We start from the raw sequence: 18,252 nt of genomic DNA, 5'->3' as shown, positions 1-18,252 counted from the left end.
TGGACCTGACAAGATTCGAACTTGTGACCTCCCGGTTATCAGCCGGACGCTCTAACCAACTGAGCTACAGGTCCATCATGGTGGAGGTTAGGGGGATCGAACCCCTGACCTCAGGCTTGCAAAGCCCGCGCTCTCCCAGCTGAGCTAAACCCCCACGGAGACAGTAATAAACACCCCAGCGGCGACTCGGCTCTCGCTGGGGTGTTTATTGCGAAAGAAAGTGGTGGACCTGACAAGATTCGAACTTGTGACCTCCCGGTTATCAGCCGGACGCTCTAACCAACTGAGCTACAGGTCCATCGCGCAAGGGATATATTAGACGAGTCGTTACGCGCGCGTCAACAACTTTTTTGAAAATCTTTGGGAGGGGTGGTCGCTGGGCTGGCGAGATGGTTTTGGTTTGCTGCTCGGACAGTCCTGCGCAAGACGAAGGCCACATTAAGTGGCCTTCTTTGCGTGCGGAACTCGCGACAAACCAAAACCATCTCGCCAGCCCAGCGACCATGGGGTCCCAAGGTTTTCAAAAAAGCGGTCGGCGCGCAGTGCGCCGACCGCCGAAGTATGGGGTCTGATATTTTCTAACAGTTAGGGCCTCTTACTCGTCAAGGAGATCTTCCGGCATGTCGTTGCCGTCGCCTAGATCGACAGGGGTTTCTTCGGGGGCGGAGCCGTTTTCTGTGGCTTCGCCTTCGGGCCTCTCTTTGGCGGCCGTCATGCGGGCCACGGCGCAGATGCGGTCGTTGTCGTCGACGGTCATCATCTTGACGCCCTGGGTGGCGCGGCCGGTCTGGCTGATCTCGTCGGTCTTGACGCGAATGACCGTCGCGCCCTCCGTCACGATGAACAGCTCGTGCTGCGGGCCCACCGTCTTCATGGCCGCGAGGTTGCCCTTGCGCTCGGTCATTTGAATGGTGTAGACGCCCTGACCGCCGCGATTCTGCTCCGGGTAGTCCGCAACCGGCGTGCGCTTGCCGTAGCCGCGCTCGGTGATGACGAATAGATCGCCGTTGCCGTTAGTGACTTCCATGCCCAGAACGCTCACGCCGTCCTTCAGACCGATACCGCGAACGCCGCTGGTATCGCGGCCGGTGGCGCGCACCTGCTCCTCGGAGAACATGATCGCCTTGCCCGCGGTGGTGGCCAGGATAATCTTGTCGCCGTCGCGCACGCGGCGCACGTTCAGCAGCGCGTCGTCGTCACGCAGGTTGATAGCGATCAGGCCGTCGCGACGGCTGCGGTCATATGCGCTCATCACGGTCTTTTTGACCATGCCGCTCTTGGTGGCAAACATCAGGTACTCGTCGGCCGGGAACTCGCGGCAGCTGATGACGCTCGCGATCTTCTCGCCTTCCTCGAAGGGCAGCAGGTTGACGATCGCGGTACCGCGCGCCTGGCGCGTACCCACCGGCAGCTCGTGCACCTTCAGGCGATAGACCTTGCCCTTGCTCGAGAAGAACAGCACGTACTCGTGCGTGGACGCGATGAACATCTCATCGATAACGTCGTCCTCTTTGAGGTTGACGCCCGACACGCCCTTGCCACCGCGCTTCTGGGCACGGTAGGCAGCCACTGGGATACGCTTAACGTAGCCGGTGTGGGTGATGGTCACGACCATATCCTCGTCGGCGATGAGGTCCTCGACATCCAGGTCCTTCTCAACCTGGCTGATTTCGGTACGGCGCTTGTCGCCAAACTTCTTGGAGATCTCGCGCATCTCTTCCTTGATGACGCCCAGAATCTTCTCCTCGTGCGCCAGCAGGTCCTCGTAGTAGGCGATGGCGCGGCGCAGGCCGTCCAACTCTTCTTGGATCTTGTCGCGCTCCAGGCCGGTCAGGCGGCGCAGCTTCATCTCGAGGATGGCCGTGGTCTGCTCGGGCGTAAAGCCAAAGCGTTCGATCAGTCGGCTGCTGGCCTCGGAGTCGGTCTGCGAGGAGCGGATGATGCTGATGACCTCGTCGATATGGTCAAGGGCCATCAGGTAGCCCTCGAGGATATGCGCGCGGGCCTGGGCCTTCTTAAGGTCGAAGCGGGTGCGGCGGGTGACGACGTCGACCTGGTGGTCGATGTAGTGCTGCAGCATCTCACGCAGGCTCAGGCATTTGGGAACGCCGTTGACGAGTGCCAGGTTGTTGGCGCCAAAGGTCGTCTGCAGCGAGGTGTACTTATACAGATTGTTGAGCACGACCTGCGGAATGACGCCCTTCTTGAGCTCGATGACCAGACGGATGCCCTTCTGGTTGGACTCATCGCGCATATCCGAGATGCCCTCGATGCGCTTGTCGTTGACGAGCTGGGCGATCTTCTCCTGCAGGGTGCCCTTGTTGACCATGTAGGGAATCTCGGTAAAGACCAAGCGGCTGCGGCCGGTCTTGGTGGACTCCACGTGTGCCTTGGCACGCACGGTAATGGAGCCGCGACCGGTCTCGTAGCTCTGCTTAATGCCGGCGCTGCCCATGATGATGGCGCCGGTGGGGAAGTCCGGACCGGGCATGATCTGCATGAGCTCGTCGACGGTGGCGTCGGGGTTGTCGATCAGGTAGCAGGTGGCCTCGATCGCCTCGGTGAGGTTATGCGGAGCGATGTTGGTGGCCATGCCGACGGCGATGCCTTGGCTGCCGTTGACCAGCAGGTTGGGGAAGCGCGCAGGCAGCGCCACGGGCTCGGCGAGCGATTCGTCGTAGTTGGGCTGCCAGTCGACGGTATCCTTCTGCAAGTCACGCAACAGTTCCATGGCGGGCTTTGCCAGGCGGCTCTCGGTGTAACGCATGGCAGCGGCGCCGTCGCCGTCGATGTTGCCGAAGTTGCCGTGACCGTCGATGAGCGGCGTGCGCATGGAGAACCACTGCGCCAGGCGGACCATGGCCTCATAGACCGCGGAGTCGCCATGCGGGTGGTACTTACCGATAACTTCGCCGACCGTCCAGGCCGACTTCTTATGTGGGCGGTTGGGGTAGATGCCGCTCTCGTTCATCGCGTACAGGATGCGGCGGTGCACCGGCTTTAAGCCGTCGCGCACGTCCGGCAGGGCACGTGCCGTGATAACCGACATCGAATACTCGATGAACGACTGCTTCATCTCGCGGCCAAACTCCGAAATCTGGAGCTGGCCGCCGTTGATATCCTCGCCGGCCGAGGCGCCACGGTCGACTTCGCCAAAGCTCTCCTCGAGCTCGGCGTCGTCTTCTTCCTCATCATCATCGGCATCGGGGTTATAGGCGTCCGGATCGCCGTCCTCGCCCTGCTCAGCACGGGCAAGCAGGCGCTTCAGATCATCGGGCATACCGGCATCGCCGGCCTCGTCCATACCCTCGTTATTGTTGATATCGTCTGCCACGTTACCTCCTCTTAAGCGTCAAGGAATCGTGCATCATGTGCATGCTTCTCGATGTACTCGCGGCGATAGCCGACCTCGGAACCCATCAGCTCGCGCACGGCGCGGTCCGCCACCACGGCGTCCTCGATCGACACACGCTGCAGAATGCGGGTCTTTGGGTCCATCGTCGTCGAGGCAAGCTGTTTGGGGTCCATCTCGCCCAGGCCCTTGTAGCGCTGGACGGTATAGCCCTTGCGCTTTTTGGTGATCTTGCCGTCCTTGGCCTTGCCGTCCTCGTCGTTATCATCGGGGTTCAGGCCCAGACTCTGGATGGTATCGCGCAGGATCTCGTCTTCGGGCTGGCGGCCGTTGGGATACACGTAGTGGATCTTGTTGCGCACCTTAATGCCAAAGATGGGCGGGCAGGCAACATAGACGTAGCCGGCATCGATCAGCGGACGCATGTACTTGTAGAAGAACGTCAGCAGCAGGATGCGGATATGCGCGCCGTCGACGTCTGCATCGGTCATGATGATGATCTTGTGGTAGCGCGCCTTGGTGATATCGAAATCGCCGCCGTCGCCGGCACTCGTCGTGACGCCGCAGCCGATTGCGGTAATCAGCGACTGGATGGTGTCACTCGAGAACGCGCGATGGTCACCAACGCGCTCGACGTTCAAAATCTTGCCGCGCAGGGGCAGAATCGCCTGGATGTCTCGGCGACGGCCGTCCTTGGCCGAACCGCCTGCCGAGTCGCCCTCTACGATGAAGAGCTCGGTCAGCTCGGCATCGCGCACCGAGCAGTCAGCGAGCTTACCGGGCAGGGACGCCGTCTCGAGCAGGCTCTTGCGGCGGGTCGCCTCGCGCGCCTTGCGGGCGGCATTGCGCGCCTTGCAGGCCTGCTGCGCCTTCTTGACGATCTCGCGAGCGGGCTTAGGGTGCTCCTCGAGGTAATCGGCAAGGCCGTCGGTCACGATCTTGAGCGTCAGCGCGCGCATATAGGAGCTGCCGAGCTTGGCTTTGGTCTGGCCCTCAAACTGCGGATCGGGCAGCTTGACCGAGATAACGGCCGAAAGGCCCTCGCGCACATCGTCGCCGGTCAGATTGGCGTCTTTTTCCTTGAGCAGGTTCTGCTTGCGCGCATAGTCGTTGATCACGCGGGTGAGCGCGGTGCGGAAGCCCTCAAGGTGCATGCCGCCCTCGGGGGTGTAGATGTCGTTGGCAAACGACATGACGTTCTCGCCGTAGCCGCTATTCCACTGCAGGGAAACCTCAACCTCGCCCATCTTGGCCACAGGTGCGTCCGGGTCCGATTTGCCCTCGATGTAGATAGGCTCCTTAAAGGCCTCGGGGACGTCCTTGCCCTCGTTAAGGAACTTGACGAAGTCGATGATGCCGCCCTCGTAGCAAAACTCCTCCACGTGGGGAGTAGACTCGCGCTCGTCAGTCAGCACGATTTTGAGGTTCTTATTGAGGAACGCCGTCTCCTGCAGACGGTTGTGCAGCGTATCGAAATCGTAAATGCAGGTCTCGAAGATCTCGTCGTCGGGCCAGAAGGTGACGGTGGTGCCCGTCGAATCCGAGGTGCCCACGACCTCCATCTTCTTGACGGTCTTGCCGCGCGAGAACTCCATCTCGTAGGTGTTGCCGTCGCGACGAACCTGAACGACCACGCGCTTGGACAGTGCGTTGACGACGGAGATGCCAACGCCGTGCAGGCCGCCCGAGACCTTATAGGCCGAATTATCGAACTTACCGCCGGCGTGCAAAATCGTCATGACGACCTCGAGCGTCGGGATCTTTTTAACAGGGTGCTCGTCGACGGGGATACCGCGCCCGTTGTCGACGACCGTGATGGAGTTGTCGGCGTGGACCGTCACCTGGATCTCGGTGCAGAAACCGGCCATGGCCTCGTCGACGGAGTTGTCAACGATCTCCCACACCAGGTGATGCAGACCGCTGGCGCTCGTCGAGCCGATATACATGCCCGGGCGCTTACGAACGGCCTCGAGACCTTCGAGAATCTTAATCTCGCCGCCATCGTAATCGTTTTCGTTTGCCACACGTCCTCCTTCAGTCAAGAAAATGTGTACAGCCTTACTAGTTTATCGTAAAAAAATACCCTCGGGAACGAGGGTATTTGGCTCTACAAGGCCACCAGATGCGATTTAAGGCTCTTTTTTGCTTTGCGCGCCCTTGGCCCACTCGGCACTGGCTCTCATGGCGTTCTCGAGGGCCTCGCGCAGTTTTTGGTCTTCGATGGGCGCCACTTGGCGCTCAATCTCGGTGCGCTCGGCATCGCTGAGGTCGGCGTGTGGGGCCGGCGGGCGCTCGGTCGCCGCTGGGCGAAGGCGCTCCTTGGCGGCGGGCGGCGTGTGACCGGGCGCGGTGGCTTTGAACACCAGGCCATCCACATGCGCACCGGCGCGCTCCATGCGCGCGCGGATGATCTCGCGCAACAACGTCATTTCCTGCGTCCACGAGGGCGAGTCGAGATATACCAGCAGCTCATTGGACTCGGGCAGGTAGCGCAGGCCCGTCACATGCCGCCCCTCGCGCGTGCCCGAGCACACCGCGTTCCACGCGCGATAGACCGCGCGCGACTCCTCGGCGGCCTCCATCTGCGCACGGCGCTCAGGGGTCGCAGCCGCCAGGATGCGCTGGCGCTCTGCGTTCAAAAAGCCACTGAAGGCGACCGTTTCGCTCTCGCGCTCGTAATTAGCACGTCTCACCCATGCTCACCACCTTGGCTCGATCAAGCAGGTCATCGGTAAAGTACCCCAGGTTGGTCGTGGTTATGACCGTCTGGATATCATCGCCGATCAGCCGCAGGAAAGCACCGCGGCGTTCGCCGTCGAGTTCGCTCATCACGTCGTCCAAAAGCAGCAGTGGGGCGGTGCCCAGGACATCGCGAGCCACGGCCACCTCCGCCACCTTCCAGGCCAGAACCAACGTTCGCTGCTGACCTTGGCTGGCAAATGAACGGGCGGAGCGACCCGCCACAGCAAACTCAATCTCGTCGCGATGCGGTCCCACCAACGTCACGCCGCGGCGAATTTCCTCGTCGGCGTGCTCATCAAGGGCAGCCAGCATGCGCTCGTACGCCCAGCCCTTCAGCTCTTCGCGATCATCGACCTGGGGCAAATCCCCCAGCGTGGACGCATAGGACACGTTGGCGGCTTCACCGGACGCCACTTGCCCGTAGGCAGTACGCACATGGCCCGCCAGCCGGTCGAGCAGGGCCAACCGGTGCACGAGCAGAGCCGCGCCCGCGCGGGCAATCGAATCGTTCCACGCGCCGAGCATCTCGCGGCAGCACCAGGCCTCCTTGAGCAAGGCGTTACGCTGGGTCACGCAGCGACCATAGGTGCTCGCAAGATCGGCATAGCGTGCGCTCAGTTGCATGCCAAAGTCGTCGAGGGCGGCGCGGCGCACACTGGCGCCTCGCTTAACCATGTCCAGATGGTCGGGGCAAAACAGCACGCTCGGCAGAACCCCGCGCACACCGGCGGCAGAGCATCTCTTGCCGTTGCGGCTAAACGAGCGTTTACCGTCCTCCGCGCTCAATCCCATATCAAGTACGCGGCCGTCGCCCTCGAGCCTCAGCTCGATCTTGCACGAGCCCACGCCATCATGGACGAGCTCAGCTGCGGTCGGATGCCTAAACGAGGCGCCGCTCGTCAGCAGCTGCAGCGCCTCTATGAGATTGGTCTTTCCCGCCGCGTTGGGTCCCGCAAGTATCGTCACGCCCTCGTCCAGGGCAAGACGATAGCTCTCGAAACTGCGGTAGTGCGCGACGGAAAGATCGCGGGCGAACATGGTCATGGCGCAGCGCTAGATGCGAACCGGCATGACCAGGTACAGGTAGTTGATCTTGTCGTAGGACTTGAAGATGCCCGCCTGCGAGTAGCTCTTGAGCTCCAGCGTGATCTCCTTCTCCTTGGACAGGGCATTGAGGCAGCCGAAGATGTAGTGGTAGTTGAAGGCGATGGTACCCGACTCGCCCTCGGCCTCGACATCGATCGTCTCCTGCGCAAGGTCCTGGTCATTGGAGATGGAGGACAGGCCCATCTGCCCGTTCTCGACATCGATCTCGAACTTGACGGCGGGGTTGGCGCTCGCGATAACGGCCACGCGCTTGAGGGCGGCGTTAAAGGCGGCGACGTCGATCTTGACGCTCGTCACGCACGAATCGGGGATGAGCTGCTTGTAGTTGGGGTACACGCCCTCGATGCGGCGCGACACGTAGGTGGTGTTGCCGGCCTCGAAGACGACCTGGGTGTCGGTAGCCCCGATCATGATGGTCGCCTGGCTGGCCATGATGTTCAGTGCGTCGTTAAAGGCGTCAGCCGGAACGTTGAGCTCAAAGGAGCCTTCGAGGGTCGAGGTCTCGACCTGCGTATCGCACACGGCCAAACGGAAGGAATCGGTCGCCACCAGGCGCACGGTGTTGTTCTCGACCTTCATGTGCACGCCACCCAGGATGGGGCGGGCCTTGTCGGTCGAGGTGACGCGCCACACGCGGCCGACCATCTCGGACAAGATATCGGTCGGCAGTTCCACGGCGCTCTCGATGGCATAGGCCGGAAACTCGGGGAAGTCATTAGCATCGAGCGTGTTCAGGCGGAAAGAGCTCTTCTCGCAACCAATCAGCACCTGGCGCTCGGACAGCTCAAAGGTGACCGGAGCATCGGGGAGGGTCTTGGTGATATTGGAGAGCATCTTACAGGGGATAACCATCTCGCCCTCTTCTTCGACATGCGCCGCGATGCGATGACGGATCGAGATGGTGTAGTTAGAGGTCTGGAATTCCAAGATGCCGTCTTGGGCCTTAACGAGCACGCCCGACAGGATGGGGAGGGTGGATGCCGAAGCGACACCCTTCATAACGACGCCGATGGCTTGTGTAAGCGAGCTCTGGCTGACGGTGAACTTCATCTTTTAATACCTTTCTATAGATATAAATATCTTAATAATAGTAATAGCACTGACGAAACTGTTGATTACTCCCAAAGACGCAGGTCAGACCCAAAAAGAGAATCGACAGCAGCCTGTGTGCAACAGGGGTGGTTTTCCACGTTCAAAACCTGCGCAAAACTTTTCATCACCGCGGGTTGGGTTTTAGACACCTTATGCCCGTGGTTTCGACAAGTTTTCAACAGGTGTCTCTATTTCCCTACGAGCGCAGTGTAATTTTATCGCGCAGCGACTTAAGGTCTTCGGTGACGGTGCGGTCTTCCTGGATCATCTTCTGGACCTTTTTGTAGCTCGTGCTGACGGTCGAGTGGTTGCGGTTGCCAAATTCGGCGCCCACCGCCGTGGTCGTCATCTCGCACATCTCGATGGCCAGGTAGATAGCGATATGGCGTGCTTTGGCGATATTGGCGTTGCGACGCGGGCCGATGAGCTCCTCGTGTGTCACGCCGTACTGCTCTTCGATGACGGACTGAACCGTTTGCACGTTGATCTTTTTGGCCGATGTGTCGAAGTACTGGCTGGCGATGGCGTCGATATCGTCAAAGGTGAGCTCCCCGCCCTCGCGTTCGCGGTCGCCCGCCTCGCCGGCGCAGCGCTCGCAGAAGCTCTCGAGTTCGCGGATGTTGGTGCCCGAGACCTCGGCCATGTGTTTAAAGTGCTCGTCGGTCAGGTGCCCGCCGTCGCCCCCATAGGCCGCCAGCAGCGAGTCGTCGCCTGCCTCGGGAGCGGCGACGATGGTGTTCTCGTAATAGCGCTGCAAGATCTTGTATTTCATCTCGTAGCTGGGCTCTGCGACCAGGCAGAGCATGCCGGCGTTGAAGCGGCTGGTCAGACGCTCGTCCATGCTCAGGTCCTTGGGGGCGCGGTCTGCCGCGATGACGACCTTCTTGTTGTTGCGGATGAACTCGTCCATGAGCTGGAAAAAGTAGTCCACGCTCGCGCGCTTGCCGATGATGTTTTGGATGTCATCGATGATGAGCACGTCCACGCCGTGGTACGCCTGCATGATGGGAGCGTTGCTCTTCTTTTGGCGGTCGAACTCGGTCATCAGGTCGTCCAGATATGCCTGGGAGTTGGCATACTTGACCTTGATCTCGGGCGACTTTTCGGCGAGCTCGTTTTTGATGGCAAGTAACAGGTGCGTCTTGCCCAGGCCCGATTTGCCGTAGATGAACAGCGATGTGCACGTGCCGCGCTCGTCCGCGAGGGCGGCAAACTTGAGTGCCGAGCGATAGGCATGGCTGTTCTCGGGGCCGTAGACAAAGTTCTCAAAGGTAAATTTTGAGTTCGCGGCGAGCGGGGCTCCATCCGTATTCTGCTCGGCCGGCACGGTCGGTACTGGCATGGGTGAAGCGGGGGCCGCAGCTTGCGTGGATTTAGTCGGCGCTCCGCCCTTCATCTGGTTCATCATGCGACGAAAATCGTCGGCCGAGAGCGTGTTCTTGATTGCAATGCCCGAATCCGCGCCCGCCGCTGCGTCGTGAGCGATGGGCATGTGCGTGACGGGTGCGTTCGTTGACGTCGCCGCCGCGCTCGTCAACGGTGCCATTGTTTCACGGGAAACATCGCTGTGCTGCTGCTCGATTGTCGGCACATCGCCTGCGGAGGCCGGCACCGCCGGGGAAGCAGCGGGAGCCGTGGCGGGCGCCGTGGCGGCAGCGGATTCCGTCGCGGCGCCTTGCGGTGCCACGATGTCGAGAGCAATCGGTGCAAAGGCGATTTCTTCCAGATAGGCCTCAATAGTCGGCTGATGCTTTTTGAGCTGCGCGATGGCAAAGCGCGAGGGGGCCTCGATCGTGAGCGTATCTTCGGTCAGGCTTATGGCGCGCGATTGCCCCAGCATGTTGATGAGGCGTGCATCTTGGCCGTCGCGCTGGCAAAAGGCGATGGCATCCCCCAGGATGATGCTTGCTTCCTCGTCCACTGTCTCTCCCGTTCTTTAGCTCTGAGCTCGCACGCGAGCGGCGCCGAGTTCGGTCAGATGGTATTTCTGGCCATGCTTGATGACCAAGCCGGCCTGCGCCAAGTCATTGAGCGTGCGTGACCAAGTGGGGGCCGAGTTTCCAAACGCCCTCGCAAGATCGGTTGCGCCGCACGCTTGATTTTGCGCCAGATAGCCCAGCGCGGCGTTGCCGCGATCGCTTACGAACACGTCCGGTTGTGGCTGTGCATACTGATTTACTGCATTAGGATACATCATTTGAGCTGCTGGTTGTTGAGAACTCTGCGTCGGCGGCATTTGCTGTTGAAAACTTTGAGGCCACTGTTGGTAAGGCTGCGGAGGCGTCTGCTGGGCCCAGGGGTTGTACTGCTGCTGCGGCATCTGCTGGTACGGCTGCTGATATCCCTGCTGGTACTGCTGCGGGAACTGCTGGCCATACCCCAGTGGCGGCATCTGCTGATATGGATATCCCTGTTGGTACGGCTGATAGCCCATTTGCTGGCCACCCGGCGCCCCCGTCGCCTGCTGCATTGCTGCTGCATCCTGATCCGCCAGAGGCATGGCCTCTGGCATGTTTGGCGGCATCGACATAGATGCCGCCTGGGGTTCTTGTGTGGGAAGCATTCCGGGCTGCTGCATCTGTCCCACGGGGGGCTGCATCTGCTGCGTTGCCACGGGCTGCTGCGCAAAAGCTCCCGGCAGGGGATATGTGGGCTGCTCCGTCTCGGGCCGCACGGCAGCGCCGCGTCCGCCGGCACGCTCGATTTCCTGCACGCGTTTAGGGTTCAGGCTTACCGTAACCACGGTGCCGTTGCCCATGTTGTCCTCGATGGATACGGCACCGCCGGCGTTTTCCAAATACTCCTGCACCATGGGAAACCCTGCTCCGGTTCCACGGATATAGCGCTTCATCTTGCTGTTTGCGCTGGTAACGCCAAAGTCGAAAGCACGTTCCTTGTCGTCGATGCCGGGTCCTTGGTCAGCAAAGCGGATGGTGTCTCCGCCGTCCAGAATCGAGATGATGGGCTCGGCAAAGTGTGCGTGGATAAAGTTTTCGACAATCTCGCGGATGACCATGAGCGAGATATGGCCACCTTGTTCTTTCATGCACTGGTAGACGGTGTTGGTCGTCTCTTCCAAATACGTGCGGACATCTTGTGGATCAATGACGATCACCCGCGGTGTCGACAGCATGTCGTCATAGACGGCGATGCGCGCGGCGTACATGGCTTTTGGCGCCTGCGTGGTCGTCTGCTCGCCTTCCGCACGCTCTTCGCGCACGCCGGTGATGTGCTCGTTGTCGGGTGCCGGGTCTCCGGAATCGACCATGGTGTAAAAGTCGTCAGACATGCCGCTCGCAATCTTTCAAAAGGTTTCGAACAAATAGTAGCTCACCGTGCAACGTTTCTCATCTTTCGACAACTTTTCAAAACTTGTTGAAAACTTTGGAAAACGGGCGAAAAGTTCTCAACATTGCCAACATGACCTGTTGAAAACTCGATGAAATATCGTGAAAGATTGCCATGAGGCGCAAATTTCGGTTGTGCTTATGGGGGAACCGTGTGAACTGCGCAACCTTTTACCTTTGATTTCTTGACATTTGAACATTGATTTCCCTACAATCTTCAAGCTCACGTGTCTATATCTGCGTCCGCGCCCCCGCGGACACTCGAAATGCAGCAGGAGGAACTTAAGATGAAGCGTACGTATCAGCCTAATAAGCGTAAGCGTGCCAAGACCCATGGCTTCCGTGCCCGTATGGCCACTAAGGGTGGTCGTGCCGTGCTCGCCCGTCGTCGCGCCAAGGGCCGCAAGCGTCTCACTGTCTAGCAGCGATACACACATCTCGCATGAAGACTATTAAGTCTCGGCAAGATTTCGAGCATGTGTTCAGTCAGGGGCGTCGTTTCAATCACCCTCTGATTCGAATGACCATATGTGAATCGGTTGGCGAAGGCGACTCCGGAAGGGTCGCCTTCGTTGGTGCTAAACGACTCGGTTGTGCTGTCGTGCGCAACCGATCTAAGCGTGTGATGCGCGAGGCCGCCCGCAGCTGTGGATTTCCCGTTGCGGGTTATGACATCATCTTGTTCGCGACTCCCAAGACGAGGGTTTCCTCGCCGCAGGAGATGGACAAGGCATTGCGTTCGCTTATGAAACGCGCCGGCGTTGCCGGGGAGGAGCGATGAGCAATCACGTTTTGCGACGTGTTGCCATCGCTCCTATTCGCATATATCAACAGGTTATTTCGCCCTTATTGCCTGACGCCTGCATTTATTACCCAACGTGCTCACAATACGCTATCCAGGCGATTGAGAAGTACGGTGTTTTGAGAGGCTGCTGGCTTGCCGTGAGGCGCATCGCTCGCTGCAATCCCCTGCACGTCGGCGGTTATGACCCTGTGCCTTAGCGGGCACTCGCTATCGGAGGAAAACTTACATGTGGGATTGGATCGTTAACATCCTTTTTGAGCTGCTCAAGCTCATCCAGACCTTTGCGGTCGACTGGGGCCTGTCCATCATCATTCTGGTGGTCATCATCCGTCTGCTGCTGACGCCGCTTATGCTCAAGTCGACCAAGTCGACGGCTCGCATGCAGGTGCTGCAGCCTAAGATGCTCGAGATCCAGGAGCGCTATGCCGACGATCCCCAGCGTCAGGCCGAGGAGATGCAGAAGTTCTACAGCGAGAACAAGTTCAACCCCATGGCTGGTTGTCTGCCGCTGTTGATCCAGATGCCCGTCCTGTTCGCCCTGTTTACGCTCCTGCGTAACCTGCCGAACTACTTTAGCGACGGCACGTTCTCGTTCTTCAACATCCTGCCTGACCTTACCACCACGCCGAGCGCTTCCTTTGCCGATGGCTTTATGGTTGCGCTGCCTGCGCTGGTTTGCCTGATTCTGTTCGCTGTCTTGACCCTGATTCCGCAGCTGTATATGTCTCGCAATCAGACTGGTCAGCAGGCCCAGAGCATGCGCATGATGGCCGTCGTCATGACCGTCATGATGCTTTGGATGGGCTGGAGCCTGCCCGTCGGCGTTCTGCTTTACTACGATGTGTCTTCTGCCTGGCAGGTTATCCAGCAGATCTTCGTGACGCAGAAGGTTATCGACAAGGCCAAGGCCGATGAGGAGGAGCGCCTCAAGAACGCTCCACTGCAGGTCGAGGTTACCCGTCGCGAGAAGAAGCCGCGTCCGCACAAGAAGAAGTAGTCGGGATATCAATCTTATTTAGGTACCTAACTTTTGGAGTACGTTATGTCTGAAGAGATCATCGAGGATATGCTTGAGGAGGTTGCCCCGCAGATTGCGGGCGATTATCCCGAGATTGCACAGCGCTACAAGGCCGGTGAAGAGCTGACCGATGAGGAGCTCGACACCATTGCCGATGTTGCGATTTCCATTCTGCGTTCCATCCTTTCGCACTTCGATGCCGCCAACTCTCCTATTGATGAGTACGAGGGCGACGAGGGCGAGCTGATTTTGGATGTTACGGCTCCCGATCTTGCCGTTCTCATTGGCCGTCATGGCCGTACCCTTGATGCCCTTCAGGTTATGTTCTCTTTGCTGGTGAGCCGCAAGCTTGGCTTTAGGTATCCGGTTGTGGTTGACGTTGAGGGCTACAAGAGCCGTCGTCAGGACAAGGTTGCCTCTATGGCTCAGTCTGCCGCCGAGCGTGCCATTCGTACTCATAAGAGTGTTTCGCTTCCGCCCATGAATGCCTATGAGCGCCGACTGGTTCATATTGCACTTCGTGGTAATGATGCTGTCGATACCCATTCTGAGGGTTCTGACCCTGATCGCCATGTGGTGATTGTTGCTCGATAATCTACTCGAGCTTATGCTAAGGGGGCGTGGTTTCCACGTCCCCTTTTTTTTTGTCAAAAGTTCTCGATACACTGATTTTTGTCAGAAAGGAGCTTTCGTTGTTAGTACTTACTGATCAGCAGGCTGACGAGATGTTGAGTCGTCTAACTTCCTATTGCAAAGAGTATTCCTTGAGCGTAACTGATGTTGAGCTGAGGAAATGTATTCAGCATTTGGATTTGGTTCTAGAAACAAATAAGACAACCAATCTCACCCGTATTCTTAACGTAGAAGATGCTGCAGTACTTCATATTCTCGACTCACTTGTTTTGCTCCCCTATATCAACAAGGCTCCTGAGGGAGCTTTGCTCGATATGGGAACAGGTGCGGGCTTCCCTGGTATTCCATTAACCATAACCACGCATCGTAAAGCTACTTATATTGACTCTGTTGGCAAGAAGGTTGATGCGGTTAATTCCTTTGTCCATGCTCTTGGATTGAAACATGCTCATGCGGTTCATGATCGTCTTGAAGAATATGCTCGAAGCCATAAGAAGCAGTTCTCTGTTGTAACCGCCCGCGCACTGGCCCCTCTACCGATTCTTGTTGAGTATGCGGCTCCGTATCTGAAGGATGGAGGGCTATTTGTTATAACCAAGGGCAATCCTTCGGATGAGGAGCTTGCTTCCGGCATGTCAGCAGCTAAGATTTGCGGCTTCACTTTGCTTCTGAATGACGCAATTGATTTGCCTGAAGGCTTGGGTCACAGGGAGTTCATTGTTCTTAAGAAGAGTCATCCAGCATCCGTTTCATTGCCTCGTGCAAATGGCGTGGCAAAGAAGAATCCGCTTGCCTAGATGTTTCACGTGAAACATAATGGATACTAACAACTTGCAGTGTTTCACGTGAAACATGGCGGTTGATATCGATTCGGAATGTTTCACGTGAAACATCCTCCGTTTGACAGCTTTAATACACACCAGGAGGGACCGTGGGATTTCGCGACGTTAAGCGTTCAAAGAGCGCAAAAGACACGCGTATCATTGCAATCATCAATCAAAAAGGCGGCGTCGGTAAGTCAACGACGGCTGTAAACCTTGCAGCAGCACTGGGTGAGCAGGGTCGTAAGACACTGATTGTCGATTTTGATCCGCAGGGAAACAGCACCAGTGGATTCGGAATTGAAAAAGAAGACCTTGATCACTGCATCTATGATGCATTGTTGAATGATGTGCCGGCAGAATCACTTGTTCTTGATACAAATTGTAAAAAGGTATTCGTAATTCCAGCTACAATTCAGCTTGCAGGCGCCGAAATTGAGCTCGTAAGCGCAATTGCACGTGAAACCCGTCTCAAAGATTTGCTTGAGCCGATTCAGGACGAGTTCGATTTTATTTTGATTGACTGTCCTCCTTCGCTCGGCCTGCTTACTATCAACGCTTTGACCGCAGCAGACAGCGTTTTGATTCCGATCCAGTGCGAATATTACGCACTCGAGGGCGTTACGAAGCTGCTTGAGTCAATGAAGATGGTCAAATCAAGGCTGAACAAGGGCTTAGACACCTATGGTGTGCTTATGACCATGTATGACTCGCGTACTTCACTATCGAATCAGGTTGTTGAGGAGGTTCAATCGTACTTTGGTGATAAGGCGTTTAAGACGCTAATCCCCCGTACGGTTAAAATCTCCGAAGCACCGTCTTTTGGAGAGCCAGTAATTACCTATGCACCTCAAAATAAGGGTGCAAAAGCATATATGAACCTTGCAAAAGAGGTGATCAAGCGTGCCTAGTGTAAAGAAACGTGGCGGATTGGGACGTGGACTGAATGCTTTGGTCTCAGAGGCCGAGTATGAGACCGGCGGTTCGGCTGCATCGGCTTCAAATGCTGCATCTGAAACAAAGCTACCTGTTGAGGATATCGTTCCCAACCCTAATCAGCCGCGAATTCACTTTAACGAAACTGAACTTCGCGAGTTGAGCGAGTCAATCCAAGAACATGGCGTTTTGCAGCCGCTTTTGGTTCGCAAGCATGGAAACGGCTATGAGATCATCGCTGGTGAGCGTCGTTACCAGGCGTCAAAGCTTGCTGGCCTTGAAGAATTGCCAGTCATCATTAAAGAGGTAAATGATGAAGAGATGCTGGCTCTTGCTCTTATCGAAAACCTTCAGCGTTCTGATCTGAATCCCGTCGAAGAGGCTAAGGGCTATCGACAGCTCATCGATGCCAGCGGTATGACCCAGGAGGCATTGTCGAAGGCAGTAAGCAAGTCACGCTCTGCAATTACAAACTCGCTGCGTCTTCTCGATCTCCCCGAAGTAGTTCAGCAGATGATTTTTGAGGGTAAACTTACTGCTGGTCATGCACGTGCGATTCTTGCAGTTCCCTATGAGGATGCTCGAATTCGACTTGCAGAGAAGGTTGTTGCAGAGGGCCTTTCCGTAAGAGCGACAGAAAATCTTGCTCCGTTGTTTTCTGCCGGAGAGACACCTAAGACGCCGAGGCCTGCAACCCCTCAGTCTTTTAAAAAGGCAGCCCGCGTGCTTCGTCAGGTTTTTAATACCAACGTGCGTGTGAAGAGCTCGCGTGGAAAGAATAAGATTGAGATTGAGTTTAAAGACGAGGAAGAGCTCTCTCGTATTCTTGGCGAAATGATTCAGTTTGATCAAGGAGGCCAAGATGAGGAATAGAATTTTAACTGCGATTGCATTGGCGACGACTGTCGCGGCTGGTGCCTTTGCTGGCTATAAGATCGCGACAGACGATGAGCTTCGAGGTCGTTTGCTTCGTAGTGCGCAAGATATTGTCGATACATCCAAGAAGAAAATGGATGTTATGACAGAAGATGTTGCCATGCGTACAGCTCAGGTAACGAAGAATCCCAAGATTAATCAAGGTTGGGTCAGCAACCAATGGGAAAATGTAGGCTATTAGGTACCTAACAATTACTCAGCATATTTTGAGGGGTCCTTGTCTGATTCATGAGACAAGGACCCCTTATTTTGGCCGTAAAAAATGGGACAGGTAGCAGCTGATTCAAAATTAAGGTCAATAAATGAAACGACCCCGGTTGCATATTCTGTAACCGGGGTCGTTCGATGTTTCACATGAAACGTTTTGGGATGCGACTCCCCTATGCGTTCTTCTGAACTTTGAAGCGCTGCTTCAGCTGTCCGCAAGCGGCGTCAATATCGTTACCACGGGAGTTACGAATCGTGGTCTCGATGCCACGGGACTCAAGACGACGCTGAAGATCCTCAACCTTATGAATCGGCGACGGCTTGAGCGGGCTACCCTCGAAGTCGTTAAGCTGAATGAGGTTAACGTGGCACAGCGTTCCCTCGCAGAAGTCGCAGAGCGCCTGCATTTCGGGATTCGTATCGTTGACGCCTTCGATCATGGCATACTCATAGGTCGGGCGGCGGCCGGTCTTCTCGGTGTAGAGCTGAAGCGCTTCGTGAAGGCGAAGCAGCGTGTACTTCTTAACACCGGGCATGAGCTTATTGCGCGTCGACTGGATGGCGGAATGCAGTGAAACAGCAAGCGTGAACTGCTCGGGGATGTCGGCAAATTTGCGAATACCGGGAATAACGCCACTGGTAGAGACGGTGAGGTGACGAGCGCCGATACCGATGCCATCGGGGTCATTGAGGATTCGCAGGGCCTTGAGAACCTCGTCGTAGTTGGCAAACGGCTCGCCCTGCCCCATGAAGACAACGCTCGTGGCACGCTCGCCAAAGTCGTTGGATACATGAAGCACCTGGTCAACAATCTCTTGAGCGGTCAGAGAGCGCTTGAGGCCGTTGAGACCGGTAGCGCAAAAGGCGCAGCCCATGCCGCAGCCTGCCTGGGTGGAAACGCAGACGGAAAGCTTGTTACGACGGGGCATGCCGACAGTCTCGACGGAAATGCCGTCGTGGTACTCGAGTAGATACTTGCGAGAGCCATCTTTGGAAACCTGCTTGGTGAGTTCAGTCGGCGTGTCAAAGGCAAAAGCCTCTTTAAGCTGCTCGCGGAAAGCCTTGGGAAGGTTGGTCATATCGTCAAACGAACAAACGTTCTTCTCAAAGACCCATTCGATGAGTTGCTTCGCGCGGAAGGCGGGCTGGCCAAGTTCGGCCACGAGCTCGCGAATATCGTTTTGGCTCAAGTCGCGAATGTCCTGAGATTTAGTCCTGGGATTCATGGAAGCCTTTCGATTTTGGGGAAACGTAGA

Annotated in this window: 17 protein-coding genes and 3 tRNA genes; 9 read left to right on the top strand and 11 right to left on the bottom strand. The window is 57.0% G+C overall.

The genetic code is table 11. The annotated features are described in order from the left end of the window. The 10 genes from AB5164_RS00800 to AB5164_RS00755 all read right to left on the bottom strand — a co-directional run bounded on the left by AB5164_RS00800 (window position 1) and on the right by AB5164_RS00755 (window position 11,582). Window positions 1-74: transfer RNA gene (locus AB5164_RS00800), tRNA-Ile, on the bottom strand. A gap of 4 nt (window positions 75-78) precedes the next feature. Further along, window positions 79-154: transfer RNA gene (locus AB5164_RS00795), tRNA-Ala, on the bottom strand. Between the two features lie 67 nt (window positions 155-221). Continuing rightward, window positions 222-298, bottom strand: a tRNA-Ile gene (locus AB5164_RS00790). A gap of 297 nt (window positions 299-595) precedes the next feature. Beyond that, window positions 596-3,304 (bottom strand): DNA gyrase subunit A, encoded by a 2,709-nt coding sequence (gene gyrA, locus AB5164_RS00785; protein ID WP_368142374.1) that lies wholly within the window; start codon window positions 3,302-3,304, stop codon window positions 596-598. A 41-nt stretch (window positions 3,305-3,345) separates the two neighbouring features. Continuing rightward, complete coding sequence (gene gyrB, locus AB5164_RS00780) at window positions 3,346-5,376, bottom strand: DNA topoisomerase (ATP-hydrolyzing) subunit B (protein ID WP_022094340.1); 2,031 nt, start codon at window positions 5,374-5,376, stop codon at window positions 3,346-3,348. Window positions 5,377-5,481: 105 nt separating this feature from the next. Beyond that, on the bottom strand, window positions 5,482-6,045 hold the full coding sequence (locus tag AB5164_RS00775; RefSeq protein WP_368142359.1) for a DciA family protein: 564 nt from the start codon (window positions 6,043-6,045) through the stop codon (window positions 5,482-5,484). Continuing rightward, window positions 6,032-7,138 (bottom strand): DNA replication/repair protein RecF, encoded by a 1,107-nt coding sequence (recF, locus tag AB5164_RS00770; RefSeq protein ID WP_346979425.1) that lies wholly within the window; start codon window positions 7,136-7,138, stop codon window positions 6,032-6,034. Before recF ends, AB5164_RS00775 begins: the two co-directional genes overlap by 14 nt. Before the next feature lie 9 nt (window positions 7,139-7,147). Next, window positions 7,148-8,251 (bottom strand): DNA polymerase III subunit beta, encoded by a 1,104-nt coding sequence (gene dnaN, locus AB5164_RS00765; protein WP_022094338.1) that lies wholly within the window; start codon window positions 8,249-8,251, stop codon window positions 7,148-7,150. A gap of 238 nt (window positions 8,252-8,489) precedes the next feature. Continuing rightward, complete coding sequence (locus AB5164_RS00760) at window positions 8,490-10,214, bottom strand: DnaA ATPase domain-containing protein (protein WP_368142358.1); 1,725 nt, start codon at window positions 10,212-10,214, stop codon at window positions 8,490-8,492. A gap of 15 nt (window positions 10,215-10,229) precedes the next feature. Continuing rightward, window positions 10,230-11,582, bottom strand: coding sequence for an ATP-binding protein (locus AB5164_RS00755; RefSeq protein WP_118080023.1), 1,353 nt, complete (start codon window positions 11,580-11,582; stop codon window positions 10,230-10,232). Window positions 11,583-11,927: 345 nt separating this feature from the next. On the opposite strand from AB5164_RS00755, the gene rpmH reads away from it, so the two are divergent. The 9 genes from rpmH to AB5164_RS00710 all read left to right on the top strand — a co-directional run bounded on the left by rpmH (window position 11,928) and on the right by AB5164_RS00710 (window position 16,970). Further along, window positions 11,928-12,062: a 50S ribosomal protein L34 gene (gene rpmH / locus AB5164_RS00750; RefSeq protein WP_019127408.1), complete on the top strand. Its 135-nt coding sequence runs from the start codon at window positions 11,928-11,930 to the stop codon at window positions 12,060-12,062. Between the two features lie 20 nt (window positions 12,063-12,082). Beyond that, entirely contained in the window at window positions 12,083-12,421 is a 339-nt protein-coding gene (gene rnpA, locus AB5164_RS00745) for a ribonuclease P protein component (RefSeq protein WP_006236191.1), read from the top strand. After that, window positions 12,418-12,642 carry a membrane protein insertion efficiency factor YidD gene (yidD, locus tag AB5164_RS00740; protein WP_117584026.1) on the top strand — a complete coding sequence of 75 codons (225 nt, stop codon included), beginning with the start codon at window positions 12,418-12,420 and terminating at the stop codon, window positions 12,640-12,642. The genes rnpA and yidD overlap by 4 nt, the downstream gene beginning before the upstream one ends. Window positions 12,643-12,671: 29 nt before the next feature. Further along, window positions 12,672-13,442 carry a YidC/Oxa1 family membrane protein insertase gene (locus AB5164_RS00735; protein WP_195363704.1) on the top strand — a complete coding sequence of 257 codons (771 nt, stop codon included), beginning with the start codon at window positions 12,672-12,674 and terminating at the stop codon, window positions 13,440-13,442. Between the two features lie 45 nt (window positions 13,443-13,487). Next, a complete protein-coding gene (locus tag AB5164_RS00730; protein ID WP_117786710.1) occupies window positions 13,488-14,057 on the top strand; it encodes a Jag family protein in 570 nt (189 codons plus the stop codon). A gap of 170 nt (window positions 14,058-14,227) precedes the next feature. Continuing rightward, on the top strand, window positions 14,228-14,893 hold the full coding sequence (gene rsmG / locus AB5164_RS00725) for a 16S rRNA (guanine(527)-N(7))-methyltransferase RsmG (RefSeq protein ID WP_225094052.1): 666 nt from the start codon (window positions 14,228-14,230) through the stop codon (window positions 14,891-14,893). A gap of 134 nt (window positions 14,894-15,027) precedes the next feature. Then, entirely contained in the window at window positions 15,028-15,828 is an 801-nt protein-coding gene (locus AB5164_RS00720; RefSeq protein ID WP_215673721.1) for a ParA family protein, read from the top strand. Next, complete coding sequence (locus tag AB5164_RS00715; protein WP_368143294.1) at window positions 15,821-16,726, top strand: ParB/RepB/Spo0J family partition protein; 906 nt, start codon at window positions 15,821-15,823, stop codon at window positions 16,724-16,726. The genes AB5164_RS00720 and AB5164_RS00715 overlap by 8 nt, the downstream gene beginning before the upstream one ends. Beyond that, complete coding sequence (locus AB5164_RS00710; protein ID WP_149926478.1) at window positions 16,716-16,970, top strand: hypothetical protein; 255 nt, start codon at window positions 16,716-16,718, stop codon at window positions 16,968-16,970. The genes AB5164_RS00715 and AB5164_RS00710 overlap by 11 nt, the downstream gene beginning before the upstream one ends. Window positions 16,971-17,169: 199 nt before the next feature. On the opposite strand, the gene rlmN is transcribed toward AB5164_RS00710, so the two are convergent. Next, window positions 17,170-18,222: a dual-specificity RNA methyltransferase RlmN gene (gene rlmN / locus AB5164_RS00705; protein WP_368143293.1), complete on the bottom strand. Its 1,053-nt coding sequence runs from the start codon at window positions 18,220-18,222 to the stop codon at window positions 17,170-17,172. Window positions 18,223-18,252 lie beyond the last annotated feature (30 nt).

The sequence above is a fragment of the Collinsella aerofaciens genome (genome assembly GCF_040915425.1).
GTDB lineage: Bacteria > Actinomycetota > Coriobacteriia > Coriobacteriales > Coriobacteriaceae > Collinsella > Collinsella aerofaciens_BW.
Note: the sequence above shows the minus strand (reverse complement) of the source record. Positions and strands in the feature narration are given on the sequence as shown.